This is a genomic window from Arthrobacter sp. Sr33 (genome assembly GCF_054511195.1).
On record NZ_JBTNDD010000008.1, the window covers coordinates 77126 to 91909 of the forward strand.

General features: G+C 62.3%; 12 protein-coding genes. 4 read left to right on the forward strand and 8 right to left on the reverse strand.

All coding sequences use genetic code 11. The annotated features are described in order from the left end of the window. Window positions 1–15: 15 nt before the first annotated feature. Window positions 16–714 (reverse strand): helix-turn-helix transcriptional regulator, encoded by a 699-nt coding sequence (locus ACX80T_RS11785; RefSeq protein ID WP_459304505.1) that lies wholly within the window; start codon window positions 712–714, stop codon window positions 16–18. 73 nt (window positions 715–787) lie between these two features. Between ACX80T_RS11785 and ACX80T_RS11790 the strand changes: the two genes are divergently transcribed. After that, a complete protein-coding gene (locus ACX80T_RS11790) occupies window positions 788–1585 on the forward strand; it encodes an alpha/beta fold hydrolase (RefSeq protein WP_459304506.1) in 798 nt (265 codons plus the stop codon). Here the strand turns inward: ACX80T_RS11790 and ACX80T_RS11795 are convergent. Next, window positions 1532–2191 carry an MBL fold metallo-hydrolase gene (locus ACX80T_RS11795; protein WP_459304507.1) on the reverse strand — a complete coding sequence of 220 codons (660 nt, stop codon included), beginning with the start codon at window positions 2189–2191 and terminating at the stop codon, window positions 1532–1534. The genes ACX80T_RS11790 and ACX80T_RS11795 overlap by 54 nt on opposite strands. Window positions 2192–2302: 111 nt before the next feature. Here ACX80T_RS11795 and ACX80T_RS11800 point away from each other — a divergent pair, with 111 nt between their 5' ends. Continuing rightward, window positions 2303–2737, forward strand: coding sequence for a Fur family transcriptional regulator (locus ACX80T_RS11800; RefSeq protein WP_019483117.1), 435 nt, complete (start codon window positions 2303–2305; stop codon window positions 2735–2737). Here the strand turns inward: ACX80T_RS11800 and ACX80T_RS11805 are convergent. From ACX80T_RS11805 to guaB1, 6 genes are all read right to left on the reverse strand, one after another. Beyond that, on the reverse strand, window positions 2734–3621 hold the full coding sequence (locus tag ACX80T_RS11805; RefSeq protein ID WP_019483116.1) for a metal ABC transporter permease: 888 nt from the start codon (window positions 3619–3621) through the stop codon (window positions 2734–2736). The genes ACX80T_RS11800 and ACX80T_RS11805 overlap by 4 nt on opposite strands. A 2-nt stretch (window positions 3622–3623) precedes the next feature. Beyond that, complete coding sequence (locus ACX80T_RS11810) at window positions 3624–4409, reverse strand: metal ABC transporter ATP-binding protein (RefSeq protein WP_026041121.1); 786 nt, start codon at window positions 4407–4409, stop codon at window positions 3624–3626. 105 nt (window positions 4410–4514) lie between these two features. After that, window positions 4515–5534, reverse strand: coding sequence for a metal ABC transporter solute-binding protein, Zn/Mn family (locus tag ACX80T_RS11815; RefSeq protein WP_459304508.1), 1020 nt, complete (start codon window positions 5532–5534; stop codon window positions 4515–4517). A gap of 110 nt (window positions 5535–5644) precedes the next feature. Beyond that, the gene (locus ACX80T_RS11820; RefSeq protein WP_459304509.1) at window positions 5645–6739 is read right to left on the reverse strand and encodes a hemolysin family protein; all 1095 of its coding nucleotides are present in this window, start codon (window positions 6737–6739) and stop codon (window positions 5645–5647) included. Then, window positions 6736–8082 (reverse strand): hemolysin family protein, encoded by a 1347-nt coding sequence (locus ACX80T_RS11825; protein WP_459304510.1) that lies wholly within the window; start codon window positions 8080–8082, stop codon window positions 6736–6738. Before ACX80T_RS11825 ends, ACX80T_RS11820 begins: the two co-directional genes overlap by 4 nt. Window positions 8083–8397: 315 nt before the next feature. After that, window positions 8398–9861 (reverse strand): GMP reductase, encoded by a 1464-nt coding sequence (guaB1, locus tag ACX80T_RS11830; RefSeq protein WP_459304511.1) that lies wholly within the window; start codon window positions 9859–9861, stop codon window positions 8398–8400. Between the two features lie 197 nt (window positions 9862–10058). On the opposite strand from guaB1, the gene ACX80T_RS11835 reads away from it, so the two are divergent. Then, a complete protein-coding gene (locus ACX80T_RS11835) occupies window positions 10059–13982 on the forward strand; it encodes a multifunctional oxoglutarate decarboxylase/oxoglutarate dehydrogenase thiamine pyrophosphate-binding subunit/dihydrolipoyllysine-residue succinyltransferase subunit (protein WP_459304512.1) in 3924 nt (1307 codons plus the stop codon). Window positions 13983–14126: 144 nt separating this feature from the next. Further along, complete coding sequence (locus tag ACX80T_RS11840) at window positions 14127–14726, forward strand: GDSL-type esterase/lipase family protein (protein WP_019483108.1); 600 nt, start codon at window positions 14127–14129, stop codon at window positions 14724–14726. Window positions 14727–14784: the final 58 nt, after the last annotated feature.

Genomic DNA, 14784 nt, shown 5'->3' on the forward strand with positions numbered 1-14784 from the left:
GGCTGATTGAGTGACTCACCCGCTCCGAGCATGCACCGGTCTGGCGTTCGCTGGGGGTTCTCCGACCTCGTGGATGCTATGGCCGACGCAAGCCGTCCTGGTTACACTGGCTCGTTCGATGCGAGACACGGTGAACCATCGCATTGCGTTGCGCAGTCGGCACCACCCCACCAGGTACCACTGGCCGTTCGTGGCCGCGAACAGCACTGGCTCAACGTCGCGGGTGGTCGTGGTCTCGTCTCCCGATGTGTAGGAAATGCGGAGTACCCGCTGCTCGGCCATCGCCTCCTCCAGCGCCGACTTGGTTGCGCGCGAAGAGGAGGGAAGCGCGTTGACCCAGACGCGGTGAGCGAGTTCGTCGGCTCGGGCTCGGGTTTTAGGATCGAGGACGTCCATAATCTTCTGGATACCTGCTGCCGCCAGATCGGCGTAGGGGGCATCGGCTGCAGCGGATACGGCTGCCATGAGGGCCACGGCCTGGGCTGGGGACAGGCTGACCGGCGGCAGGGATCCTTCTACAACCAATCCGTAGCCACCGCCCGGACCTGGGCGGGACCATATCGGCGCGCCGCTGTTCTCTAACGCATCGAGGTCTCTCTTGATGGTGCGCACGGATACCTCAAACTCTCTCGCCAACCGCTCAGCGGAAACGCCGCGCGCACCGCTGCGGCGCAACATCTCGGATAATGCATGGAGCCGTTCGACTCGTTTCACAGTTCAGCATCCGACAAATTCATGACATAAATAGTGACACACCGTTGTCTTGGGTGCCTGCGAGGGTTGAGGCATGTCAACTACTACAAGCAATCCGATCATCATTCTCATCGCCGGCCACTGGCTGGGGGCCTGGGCGTGGGATGAAGTCCTTGAACACCGGACCACCGACCACTTTCGTGCAATCGCGGTGACACTGCCCGGTCTTGACGGGGACGATCCCGAGCGTGCGGCGAAGACTCTCGACGATCAGGCCGCAGCGGTCCTGGATGTCATCACCCAACTCGGGATTTCCGAGGATCAGCCCGCAACTCTCGTCGCTCACAGTGGGGCGAACGCCCCCGTCAGCCTCGTCCTTGACCGACACCCTGAGTTGGTTCATCGAGTGGTGTGGGTCGACTCCGGCCCTGTGGCGACGGGAACCGCCTTCGCCCCAGACCTCCCCGAGGAGTTGAAGGAACTTCCGCTGCCGCCCCTCGACGTCCTCGCACAGCAGGCGAGTCTCGAGGGCCTCAGCGCAGAGGTCCTCGAGCGTTTCCGGGCCCGGGCCGTCCCCGAACCCGGCCCCGTGCTTCGTCAGCCCGTCGATCTCACGAATGATGCCCGCCGCAAGGTCCGGACCACCTTGGTGTGCTGCTCGATCCCGAGCGCGCAGGTGCTCGAGCTTGCCCGCGCGGGCCATCCCATGTTTGCCGAAGTCCCGACCATCGAGCACCTCGACGTCATTGACCTTCCGACGGGGCATTGGCCTATGTGGAGCCGTCCCCGCGATCTCGCCAGGGCCATTCAGTCAGCGGCTTCTCAACCCGACGCTGCCCTAGATCGTCACGCTCTCACCGGGGGCAAGATGACGGAACTCGGTGCCATATAGGCCTCCGATCCGCGCCAGATGGCCTTCGACCAGCTGCAGACCGGTTTCGTTGAGGAGCGCATCGTGGATCTGGAACGCCCGGGCCGCCCGCACTGAAGTGACGAAATCGATCACTTCGGCTGTCTTGGACCACGGCGCGTGCACCGGCACCAGAACCGTCGACACGTCAACGCCATGCGGGACAATGAATGAATCGCCCGGGTGGTAGAGAGAACCGTCGATGAGGTACCCAATATTGGCCACCATCGGAATATGCGGGTGGATCAGCGCATGCTGACCACCGAAGGTCTGCACCTCAAAACCTGCAACACTGTACCGCTGCTCGGGCTCGGCCGTATGCACCCGGTCCAGGCCACCGGCGTCGAGCCGCTCGGCCAACATACCGGCCACCTTCGCTGGTGCATAGATCAGCAGTGACTGGTCCAGTTGCAACGCCGCCACCACCTTCTCCTCGTCGAAGTGGTCGGCATGCTGATGGGTGATCAGCACCGCGTGGGCCCCCGCCAGTGCCGCCTCGGCCTCCGAGAATGTTCCCGGGTCGATCACGAGCACGGCACCGTCCTTCTCCAACCGGACACAGGCATGAGTGAATTTGGTGAGCTTCATCGCGTCAGCCTACCGCCGACCACCCCGGCAGCAACAGGACCCGCAGCTGAGCGCTGGTAACCTTATTCGCGACAGTCAGTAACACCCGAGCCGTCAGGAGGCGATCCGTCAGTGCCACCAACAGCAGAACCGACAGCACGCAAGGGACCGGAACAACGGGTCACCAAGCAGCGGCTGGCGGTAAGCGCGGCGCTGGATAAGCTCGACGATTTCGTCAGCACCCAGGAGCTTCACCGGCGCCTGCACGAGGCAGGCAACGCGGTGTCACTGGCCACCACCTACCGGATTCTCCAGTCGATGTCCGAAGACGGGTTGGTTGACGTGCTGCGCAACGGCGAAGGCGAAGCCGTCTATCGCCGGTGCGACGCCCCACATCACCATCACCATCTGCTCTGCCGGAGTTGCGGGCGCGCTGTCGAGATCGAAGCGCCAGCCGTTGAGAAATGGGCTGCACGAATTGCTGAAGAGTATGGCTACACCGAGGTGGCCCACACCGTTGAAATTTACGGCCTCTGCCCGGCCTGCACTGCCGGGGCTGCGGGTTAGGCCGGGCGCACTACTGCTGGTGTTGAAGTGGTCGACGCGGTGCGTCTTCCGCGCTGCCAGCTAATTCCCCGGCAGACGAGGTAGATCACGAAGGAAATTGTGGTCACGTAGGGACTGATGGGGATCCGGCCACCCAGGGCCAGAAGGATCCCGCCGACCACTGACACACAGGCAAAAATCACGCTGAGCAACACCACGATTCGTGGCGACGACGTCACCTTCAGCGCCGCTGCTGCCGGGGTGATGAGCAGGGCCAGGACGAGCAGCGCTCCCACCACCTGAATGGACAGCGCAACCGACACGCCCAGCAGGAACATGAACATGATGGAGAGCCCCCGCACCGGCACGCCGCGAGCCTCGGCGAGGTCGGCGTCGGCGCTGGCAAAGGTGAGCGGCCGCCAAATGGCGAGCAGCGCCACCATCACCGCCACTGCGCAACCCGCCAGCAGGGACAGCTGGACATCATCGACCGAGACAATCTGCCCAGTCAGCAGGCCAAACTTGTTGGCAGCGCGGCCTTCGTACAGCGCCAGGAACAGGATGCCCAGGCCGAGACCGAAGGGCATAATCACACCGATGATCGAGTTCCGGTCCCTCGCTCTGATCCCCATGACGCCGAGGACCACCGCTGCGAGCACTGAGCCCACCAGGGATCCGTAGATCACATTCGCCCCGATGAGGAGGGCAAACGCTGCGCCCGCAAACGACAGCTCGGCGATGCCATGGACGGCGAAGGCGAGATCGCGCATCATCACGAACGTGCCGATCAACCCGCCGAGAAGCCCCAGCACTGCGCCCGCCCAGAGCGAGTTCTGCACCAGAGGAAGCAGATCCGAGTAATTGTCGAAGTTGAAGATTGCGGTCAGGATCTCCTGCAGGTCCACTGTCAGTGTCCTTCCGCGTGATGGTGGGTGGTGTCATCGGGCAGCCCGACGACGATGATCCGGCCCTTGCTGTGCAGGACCTCGACATTGCTTTTGTAGAGCTCAGACAACACTTCACTGGTCATTACCTCGTGCGGTGCGCCGACCCTGAACTGGCCTTCGGCAAGATAAAGCACCCGGTCGACGTAGTCGATGATCGGGTTGATCTCATGCGTCACGAAAACCACTGCCGACTCGTTGACCCGGCACTGCGAGTTGATCAATCCGCTCACTGCCTGCTGGTGGTGGAGATCAAGGGAGAGCAGCGGTTCATCGCAGAGAAGCACCTGCGGATTGGTCGCGAGGGCCTGGGCTGCGCGCAGCCGCTGTTGCTCTCCCCCGGAAAGCCGCCCGACAGGCGCGTCGGCATAGGAGGAGGCACCCACCTTTTCCAGCAGGGCATCGACCGTGGCGTTGTAGTCCCGGCCCCTCCATCTGAGCCCCCACCGGTGACCGTCGACGCCGAGGCCCACCAGGTCACGGGCCCGCAGCGGGGTTTCCGGCGGAAAGGACTTCTGTTGGGGGATGTACCCAATGTCGCGGCTGCCGCGACGCACCGCCGAGCCGTTGACGGTCGCCGAGCCAGAGTCAAGTTGCTGAAGGCCCAGGAGGACCTTCAGGAGACTGGTTTTCCCTGAACCGTTGGGACCGAGGACAGCGAAAAACTCGCCCTTGCCGATATCGAGGTCAAGATTCTGCCAGAGGACACGGTCGCCGAAGGAGAGCGACGCCGATCGGAGCCGAACCATAGGTTCTGTTTCCGGCCGCTCGGCCGTGCGGTGGTCTTGGGTCAAAGCCAGTAGGTTCATCTCCAGCGAAAAGGTAGGTGGCGTGGCGTTTCCACCATCAGTTGATCAGGGGGCGAGGACGCTCTCGATACCGTCCACATTGGAAGTCATCCAACTCAGGAAGTCTTCCCCCTCAGGCACTGTCTCCGTGAAGTTGACGATTTCCACCCCGGCCTCGTCCGCGGCGTCACGAACGGTCAGGGTCTGGGGACTTTCTGTTTGCTCATTATAGGCAAGGAACGCCAGCGAATCGTCCTCCATGAGGTTCATCATTTCGTTCAGAACGGCAATTGAGACATCCGATCCCTCTTCAATCGCCTCGCTGTAGCCATTCGGCGTGACGTTCTCCAACCCTGCCGCTTCGAGCAGGTAGACGGGGACCGGTTCGGTGATTGCGACAGTTTGGCCTGCGGAGACATCCCCCAGTTCCGAGAGCCGCTCGATCAGGGCGGTGATGCCCGCGTCAAACTCCTCAACATTGGCGCTGTACACCCCGGCGTTGTCGGGATCCAGCGCGGTCAGCTTCTCGCCAATCGCAGCCGCCACGGCCCGCATGGTGTTCAGGTCATACCAGACGTGCTCATTCGCCGAGCCGTGGGCATGTTCCTCGGCCGACTCACCGGCATGTTCCTCGGCCGACTCACCGGCATGCTCGTCCTCACCAGCGTGCTCGCCCTCATCCTCGTGCTCCTCCTCGAAGCCCTCGAAGCCTGACTCGCTGACTGCAGAAATCAGGTAGTCATGGTCCATCTCCACCTCGTCGGCCAGCAGGTGCAGGAACGGGTCGTACCCGCCACCATTCTCGATCAGCAGGTCGGCCTCGGAAACCGCCAGCTTGTCCTGAACGGTCGCCTCATAGGAGTGCGGATCCTGCGCCAGGCTGTCAACAATCGAGTTCACCGAGACGTTCTCTCCACCGATGGACTGCGCGATGTCTCCGTAGACATTGGTGGAGGCAACCACCTGAATCCCATCCTCGGAGGTGTCTGCTGCAGTATTGCCGCTGTCCGCCTGACCGCAGCCGGTCAGGGCCAGCGCCATCGCTGCTACTCCGAGGAGGCCGGTTGAGGTGAAAAGACGTTGCATGTATCCCTCGATCTACGTGATTAAAACTTGGATCATTAACTCCTGACCCTGAGTCTAACGCAAACGCGAATCATTCGCATATCGAGGGATACGCTGTCGGGGCCGGGTGCCTAGCTAATGCTGCGGTCGAGGCCGAGCTCGTCCACACTGGAGCCAGTCCGCCGGTGTCCCTGATTTTGCGTGGCATCCCGGATCTCTCCGATCAGCTGCTCAATAACATCCTCGAGGAAAAGGACTCCGTGGGTGGCGCCGTCGGGACCCAGTACCCGAGCCAGGTGGGACCCGGTGCGTTGCATGGTGGTCAACGCCGTCTCGATCTCATCATCCATTCTCAGGTTCGCAAGGGTGCGGACCTTGTTTTCAGTAATCGGTTTGGAGTACATCTCCTCGGAAATCGACATGATGTCCTTGAGGTGCATGTATCCGGTGAGGACGTCGTTCTCATCCATCAACACGAACCGCGAGAATCCGGTTCGCCCCACAGTCTTCTCGAACTCTGCTGGGGTGGAGTCCGTCCTGACGCTCACCAGCTCATCCAGCGGCACCATGACCGTCCCGGCAGTCTGGCCCGAGAACTCGAGGGCGCCGGAAATCAGACCGGAGCCGTCGTCAACGAGCCCGTGGCGAGTGGATTCCTGAACGATCGACTGCACTTCCTCAAGGGTGAACGAAGAGGTCACCTCATCCTTCGGCTCAACGCGCATAGCCCGAAGAATATGGTTCGCCAGCCAGTTCAGCGACCCAATAATGGGATTCACCACCCGCGCAATCATCACGAGCGGTGGTGCCAGCAGAAGCGCAGCCTTATCGGCGACGGATACCGAAATGTTCTTCGGGACCATTTCGCCGAACGTGACGTGCAGGAAGGTCACGATCAGCAAGGCGATGGCGAAAGCGATGATGTCAGCGGGTCCTTCAGGGATCCCCACTGATTCAAACGGAACCACCAGGAGGTGATGGATCGCGGGTTCGGCGACCTGCAGGATCAGCAGCGAGCACACGGTGATGCCCAGCTGCGCGCAGGCGAGCATCAACGAGACGTGCTCCATCGCCCAGAGCGTAGTTTTGGCACGCTTGGATCCCTGGTCGGCCAGAGGTTCAATCTGGCTGCGGCGCGCCGACATGACAGCGAATTCGGCGCCAACGAAGAAGGCGTTTCCGATCAACAGGACAATCAGCCATACGATTCCGGCCCAGTCGCTCATCGCTGACCTTCCATTGCGGCGTTTGATACTCCGCCAGTTTCATCTTCAGGGGGCAGCGGGATGAAGCTGACCCGGTCGATTCGACGACCATCCATACGTTCCACCTCAAGGATCCCCTCGGGGACATCGACCCGGTCCCCTGGGGCAGCAATCCGGCCCAGCTGGGCCATGATGTACCCGGCGACGGTTTCATAACCAGCCTCGTCGGGTACCGAGAGGTGCGGAATCTGCTCGGTGACCTCGTCCGGACGCATCAGGCCCGGAAAAAACCAGTTACCCGAAGCGCTCTGCAGCACGCCAGGTTTCAGCTTGTCGTGTTCGTCCGAGACCTCGCCGACAATCTCCTCGACCAAATCCTCGAGGGTGACGACGCCGGCAGTGCCGCCGTACTCGTCGAGCACCACCGCCAGCTGAAGATTCGCTTCACGCAGCTCTGCCAGGAGGGAATCCAGGTGTACCGTCTCGGGCACTCGTAGTACCTCGGTCATAATGGTCCCGGCTGGCAGCCCCGCACGCTTGCTGCGGGGAACCGCCACTGCCTTCTTGACGTGGACCACGCCGCGAATGTCGTCGGGTGAGTCAGCGATCAGCGGGAACCGGGAAAAGCCGGTCCGACGGGCCAGGTCGACGACGTCGGCCACGGTTTGATCCGAATCGATCGTTTCCATCCGGATCCGCGGGGTCATGACGTCGGCGGCGGTCCGTTCGGAGAAGCTGAACGTCCGGGCCAGGAAGTTGGCGGTGCCAGCGTCGAGGGTGCCCATCTCAGCCGACCGGCGGACCAGGGAGGAGAGTTCCGAGGGGGTGCGGGCGCCGGAGATTTCCTCTTTCGCTTCCAGTCCAAAGAGGTTCAGGACACGGTTGGAAAAACCGTTCAGCACCACAATCGCCGGTTTGAACACCCCGGTGAAGATCAGCTGGGGCCGCGCCAGCAGCTTGCCGATCTTGAACGGAAGGGCGATCGCCAGGTTTTTCGGAACCAGCTCGCCGATCAGCATTGAAAGCAGGGTGGCGAGTGTCATCGCGATCACCAGCGAGACCGTGCCGAGGATCGCGGCGGGGATACCGATGGCGCTCAGCGGGCCCTGGATCAGGCGGCCGACGGACGGTTCCATGACGTAACCGGTCAGCAGCGTGGTGAGGGTAATTCCCAACTGGCAGCTGGAGAGCTGGGTGGAGAGCGACTTCAGACATTTGAGGAGGGGCACAGCCCCCTTGTCGCCATTGTCAACGGCCCGTTGAACGTAGGTCTGATCCAGCGCCACGAGCGAGAACTCGACCGCGACGAAAAAACCAGTACCGAGGATCAGCAGCAGGCCCACTATCAGGAAATAGATTTCCACGGTGCACTCACCGCCAGCCGGAACTGATGGGGTAAATCATCCTGGTGGCTTCGAAAAGACCCGGGCTCAACCGGTCTAGAAGGCTCCGATAAAGACTCCGCTGAGCTGGCACCGGAAACGCTTGGTCCGTTGGGATCTGGTTCGATGGGGCTCAATACTGCCTGGAGTTGGCGATGGGCATTAATGCGGGGTCTGCCGGCGCAAGTCGACCGTTTTGCGGAAAAATGCCGCGAACGCATCGAGGGCCGGCCCCTAGAGGAACTGTCCATAAGAGCTTCAGTTTACATCAGGGACCGGCCCGCGCTAGTTCTGTTTCTACCAGCTCTGCGGCAGGGGCCGGCCCTCTTCGTAACCTGCAGCCGACTGCACCCCGACCACCGCGTTCTCCCTGAATTCAGCCAGGCTACGTGCCCCCGCGTACGTCATCGAGCTGCGTAGCCCCGCCGTGATCAGGTCCAGAAGATCCTCAACCCCGGGCCGGGACGGGTCCAGGTACATTTTCGAAGTGGAGATACCCTCCTCGAAGAGGCCCTTCCTGGCTCGCGCGAAAACGTCGTCGCGCTGGGTCCGGTTCTGGACCGCACGAGCGGAGGCCATACCGAAGCTTTCCTTGTATTGCCTGCCGCTGCTGTCAGTCTGCAGGTCACCAGGGCTCTCAAAGGTGCCAGCAAACCAGGAGCCAATCATCACCTGGCTGGCGCCCGCAGCGAGCGCCAGGGCAACGTCGCGTGGATACCTCACACCGCCGTCGGCCCAGACCTGCGCGCCGAGCTCGCGCGCCGCCTCGGAGCATTCATGGACCGCAGAGAACTGGGGGCGTCCCACCGCGGTCATCATTCGGGTGGTGCACATGGCACCTGGGCCGACTCCCACCTTGACGATGTTGGCGCCGGCCTCCACCAGGTCACGCACCCCATCGGCGCTCACCACGTTTCCCGCGACGATGGGCACTGGCCGCGCGAGGCCGTTGACGACACCTCTGACAGCTCGCAAAGCGTCAATCATCTTTCGCTGGTGGCCGTGGGCGGTGTCCACCACCAACACGTCCACGCCGGCGTCGAGAAGTTCAGCAGCCTTCGCCTCGACGTCGCCGTTGATGCCCACCGCTGCTGCGACGCGGAGGGAGCCGTTCGCGTCGAGCGCCGGCCGATAGATTGTCGACCTGAGCGCACCGGTGCGGGTCAGGACGCCGAGCAATTCACCGTCACGGGAGACGGGTGCAAGATTGGTGCTCGCCGCGTCGAGTTCCTCGAAGGCGAGTTGCAGTCCCGCCGCGGTGTCGCCCTCGAACCGGGAGGACTCGAACTTGATGAAGCTGGTGCGCATCACCGACTCCAGTGAAGCAAAACGGTCGACCCCTTCACAGTCGGATGCCCGGACTATTCCTACGCAACGATTTTGCTCGTCCACGACCATCACTGCCCCGTGGGAGCGCTTGTTCATCAGGTGCAGCGCATCGATCACCGTGTGCTCCGGCTTCAGGCGCAACGGAGTCTCATAAACGGCGTCCCGGCTCTTCACCCACTGAGTAACCTCGGCGATGACCGCCGAAGGAATGTCCTGCGGCAATACCGCGAGCCCTCCTCGACGCGCCACCGTTTCCACCATCCGCCGCCCGGTGACAGCCGTCATGTTGGCCACCACCAGGGGAATGGTGGTTCCGGTCGAATCGTCGCTCGCCAGATCAACATCAAACCGGGAGATCACTTCGGAAGCGGAGGGGACCAGAAAAACGTCCGAATAGGTGAGGTCGGTGGCTGGCTGATTGATAAAACGCATGAGGGTTACTCCTGGATCGGCATCAGCAAAAAGTCTATGTGCTGCACCAGACACTTCGAGCATTCGAGGGATTGGCTTGTTACCTCGGACTGTCATTAGACTGACTGCGGGTCTGTATACAGTTTTATCTCGCTTTAAAACACGCTGCAGGCGACTGAACCGGGCTCAGGGCAACTTACGGAAGAGGCGTATTACTAGTGCCAGAACAACCCAACCACCGTTTACCTGAAGAATTCGGCGGAAACGAGTGGCTTGTCGACGAGTTATACGAAAAGTTCCAGCAGGACCGGAACTCGGTGGACAAGAAATGGTGGACCCTGTTCGATTCATTCGCGGCCGACGACTCAAAGTCCGAGAACGGCCGCCACACCGCCCCCCGCGCCGCGACAGCCAGCACCAGCAGTGTCGATAACAGCAGTATCGATAACAGCACTGGCGATCTGGGCCACAACCCCGCCACCCGCGAGTTGCCCGTGGTAAACGCCGAATCCAACTCCCCCAAGGCGTCGGGCGAGTCTCCGGCCAGCTTCGAGGAATCGGCAAAGCCGCCGGTTCCCAAAGAGACCCATTCCAAGGCCGAGGTCAGAGCCGAAGACAACGCTGATCGGGCGATCGAAAAGGCAGCCCAGGAAAGAGCCGAAAAGCCCGTGTCCAGGCAGTCAGACAACGCCAAGGCCGAGAAGCCCTCGACGACGCCAATTCCTGCCCAGCTGCCCAAGTCGGACCGGACCACCGACATGGACGAGGACACCGTCAAGGTGCTGCGCGGCCCGGCCAAGGCCATTGCCACAAATATGGACGCCAGCCTGACCGTTCCCACCGCCACGAGTGTTCGTGCCATTCCGGCCAAGCTCCTGATCGACAACCGGGTGGTCATCAACAACCACCTGGCCCGGGCCCGCGGCGGCAAGGTGTCGTTCACCCACATCATCGGGTACGCCATCATCCGGGCGCTGGCCCAGTTCCCGTCCCAGAACGTGTACTACGACGTCGTCGACGGCAAGCCCGCAGCGGTGCAGCCAGCGCACGTAAACTTCGGCCTGGCCATCGACATGCCGAAGCCTGACGGGACCCGCCTGCTGGTGGTGCCCAACATCAAAAAGGCCGAGACAATGAACTTCTCGGACTTCTGGCACGCCTACGAGGAGCTGGTCAAGAAGGCCCGCGGTGGAAAGCTCGGCGCCGACGACTACGCAGGGACAACGGTTTCGCTGACCAACCCGGGCGGGATCGGTACCGTTCACTCGGTGCCGCGCCTCTCCAAGGGCCAAGCCTGCATCATCGGTGCCGGCGCCCTCGAATACCCCGCCGAGTTCCAGGGCTCCAGCGAAAAGACACTCGCTCAGCACGCGATCAGCAAAACCATCACCCTGACCTCAACCTACGACCACCGTGTTATCCAGGGTGCCGGCAGCGGCGAGTTCCTGCGGATCATTCACCAGTTGCTGCTCGGCGAGCAGAACTTCTACGACGAAATCTTCGAAGCCCTGCGGATTCCCTACGAGCCGGTGCGGTGGAGCGCCGACATCCAGGTTGATCCGATGGATGAGATCAACAAGGTTGCCCGCATCCAGCAGCTGATCCACGCGTACCGGGTGCGCGGCCATCTGATGGCCGACACCAACCCGCTGGAGTACGTGCAGCGCAAGCACGCCGACCTCGATGTACGGACCCACGGGTTGACCCTGTGGGATCTGGACCGTGAATGGCCCACCGGCGGGTTCGGTGGCAAGCCGATGCTCAAGTTCCGCACCATCCTCGGTGTGCTGCGTGACGCCTACTGCCGCACGACCGGCATCGAGTACATGCACATCCAGGATCCCGAGGAGCGTCAATGGTTCCAGGATGAGCTGGAGCACTCATACTCCAAGCCGAGCCGCGAAGAACAGATGCGGGTGCTGCACCAGCTCAACGCTGCTGAAGCGTTCGAAACCTTCCTCCAGACCAAGTTCGTCGGCCAGAAGCGTTTCTCCCTTGAGGGCGGCGAGTCGCTGATTCCGCTGCTCGATTCGATCATCTCCAACGCAGCCGACGACGGCCTCGACGAGGTAGCGATCGGCATGGCCCACCGCGGCCGGTTGAACGTGCTGACGAACATTGCCGGAAAAACCTACGGTCAGGTCTTCCGCGAATTCGAAGGCACCCAGGATCCCCGCTCGGTGCAGGGATCGGGCGATGTGAAGTACCACCTCGGCACAGAGGGCACCTTCACCTCGGACAGCGGCAATGAGACCAAGATCTATCTGGCCGCGAACCCGTCCCACCTTGAGGCAGTCGATTCCGTGCTGGAGGGGATTGTCCGGGCAAAGCAGGACCGCCTCGACCTGGGCGATGCGTTCCCGGTCCTCCCGATCCAGATCCACGGCGACGCGGCTTTCGCGGGCCAAGGTGTTGTTGCCGAGACCCTGAACCTGTCACAGCTTCGTGGCTACCGCACCGGCGGCACCATCCACATCATCGTGAACAACCAGGTTGGTTTCACCACCTCCCCCACTTCGTCACGGTCCTCGGTGTACTCCACCGACGTCGCGAAGATGGTCCAGGCCCCGATCTTCCACGTCAACGGAGACGACCCCGAGGCAGTGGTTCGGGTAGGCCAGCTTGCTTACCAGTTCCGGCAGAAGTTCAACAAGGACGTTGTGATCGACATGGTGTGCTACCGCCGTCGTGGTCACAATGAGGGCGACGATCCGTCGATGACCCAGCCCATGATGTACAACCTTATCGAAGCGAAGCGTTCGGTGCGCAAGCTGTACACCGAGGCGCTGATCGGTCGCGGCGATATCAGCCAGGACGAGGCGGAGCAGGCACTGCGGGATTACCAGGAGCGCCTGGAGCGGGTCTTCGCTGAAACGCATGCTGCCCAGACCTCCCCTATCCCGATCGTCACCAAGGACGCCGCAGCAGTATCGGACATCGAACGCCCCCTGTCGCAGCAGTCCGACACGGGGGTCGGCGTACCTGCCAGCACAGCGATCACCCCGGAAACCCTCGCCCACATCGGCAAGGTCCACACCGCAGTCCCCGAGAACTTCACCGTTCACCCGAAGCTGAAGGCGCTGCTCGACAAGCGCGAGCAGATGTCCCGCGAGGGCGGCATCGACTGGGGCTTCGGCGAACTGGCAGCGTTCGGCTCGCTCCTCATGGAAGGTGTACCAGTCCGGCTGGCAGGCCAGGACTCACGCCGTGGAACCTTCGTGCAGCGCCACGCGGTCTTCCACGACCGGGCGACCGGCGAGGAATGGTTGCCGCTCGATGACCTCAGCGACGCCCAGGCGAAGTTCTGGATCTACGACTCGCTATTGTCGGAATATGCTGCCATGGGGTTCGAGTACGGCTACTCGGTGGAACGCCCTGATGCCCTGGTGCTCTGGGAGGCCCAGTTCGGCGACTTCGTCAACGGCGCCCAGACCATCATCGACGAGTTCATCAGTTCGGCAGAACAGAAGTGGGGTCAACGCTCCTCACTGGTGCTAATGCTGCCGCACGGTTATGAAGGGCAGGGCCCCGACCACTCGTCGGCCCGCATTGAGCGCTTCCTGCAGATGTGCGCCGAAGACAACATGGTCGTGGCCAACCCCACGTCCGCGGCATCCCACTTCCACCTGCTGCGGCGCCAGGCCTACACCCGGCCGCGGAAACCGCTGATCATCTTCACGCCAAAGCAATTGCTCCGGTTGAAGGCGGCGGCCAGCTCTGTCGAGGATTTCACCAACGGCACCTTCCTCCCGGTCATCCCGGACAAGCAGGAACCCAATGCCAAGGACGTCGACCACGTCATCCTGGTCTCCGGTCGCCTATACTACGATCTGCTGGCATCGCGCCAGAAGACCGAAGACCAGAAGACCGCGATTATCAGGGTGGAACAGCTCGCGCCCCTCCCGGTCGAGGACATCAAGGCGGCCGTCGGCAAGTACCCCAATGCCGACCTGGTATGGGCTCAGGACGAACCGGCGAATCAGGGACCGTGGCCGTTCATCGGTCTGAACCTGCCGGAACACCTTGACCGGCCATTGCACCTGGCGTCGCGTCCAGCCTCGGCTTCGACTGCCACCGGCTCGGCCAAGCGCCACGCAGTGGAGCAGGAGATCCTGGTGAAGAAGGCATTCGAACGGCAGTAACAACCGACTCATAGGTAGTTACGTATGATGTTGGGTGGGGTGCCGTGCACCCCACCCAACAGTTTTTTTGAGCTCGGTTCGAAACCCGAATCGCAGTGGCGCAACCAAGTGATAAAACGATGAGCGGACAAAGGTAACCAACCAGTGGAACAACGCAGAATCCGGCTCGCAGCCGTAGGTGACGAACTGCTCGCAGGCCTGGGCGATCCTCGAGCCCTTGGCTGGTTTGGCCGCGTCCTCGCCCGGACAGCCCCCGACGGCGTCTCCCTGCAGGCGTTCACCCTCGCCGCCCCGCAGGAGGGCACCGAGGCACTCGCGAACCGGTGGCTGCAGGAAACCGGACGCCGTTTCGATGATGGATTCGAGAACAGGCTCGTCATTGGCCTCTCCGATCGGGACCTCGATCTGGATCTGTCAACGGCGCGCAGCCGGCTCAACCTCGCCAACATCCTCGACGGTGCCGCGCAGATGAGCGTCAAGGTACTGGTGGTGGGGCCTCCCCCCGGTCTGGATGCCGAGCGTAACCGGAGACTGGCTGACCTTTCGGCGGCCTTCGCCGATGTCACCACGCGTCGGAAACATGTCTACGTGGACACGTTCACTCCCCTGCAAGCCCATGAGCAGTGGCGGAGCGATCTCGCGGCGAATGGCGGCGGGCCGGGTCAGGCTGGCTACGGTCTGATGGCCTGGCTGGTTCTCCATCGTGGCTGGTTTCAGTGGCTCGACGTGCCCGCACCGGAGTAGTACCGGCCTGTTCCTGGTAATGCCCGAAGGCCCCAGAGTAAAAACGCTGGGGCCTTCT

Excerpts from the sequence above, each read along its gene's own strand:
- guaB1 (WP_459304511.1), bottom strand. The coding sequence starts at position 9,861 with ATGCGTTTTATCAATCAGCCAGCCACCGACCTCACCTATTCGGACGTT.
- ACX80T_RS11815 (WP_459304508.1), bottom strand. The coding sequence starts at position 5,534 with ATGCAACGTCTTTTCACCTCAACCGGCCTCCTCGGAGTAGCAGCGATG.
- ACX80T_RS11810 (WP_026041121.1), bottom strand. The coding sequence starts at position 4,409 with ATGGTTCGGCTCCGATCGGCGTCGCTCTCCTTCGGCGACCGTGTCCTC.
- ACX80T_RS11820 (WP_459304509.1), bottom strand. The coding sequence starts at position 6,739 with ATGAGCGACTGGGCCGGAATCGTATGGCTGATTGTCCTGTTGATCGGA.
- ACX80T_RS11790 (WP_459304506.1), top strand. The coding sequence starts at position 788 with ATGTCAACTACTACAAGCAATCCGATCATCATTCTCATCGCCGGCCAC.
- ACX80T_RS11795 (WP_459304507.1), bottom strand. The coding sequence starts at position 2,191 with ATGAAGCTCACCAAATTCACTCATGCCTGTGTCCGGTTGGAGAAGGAC.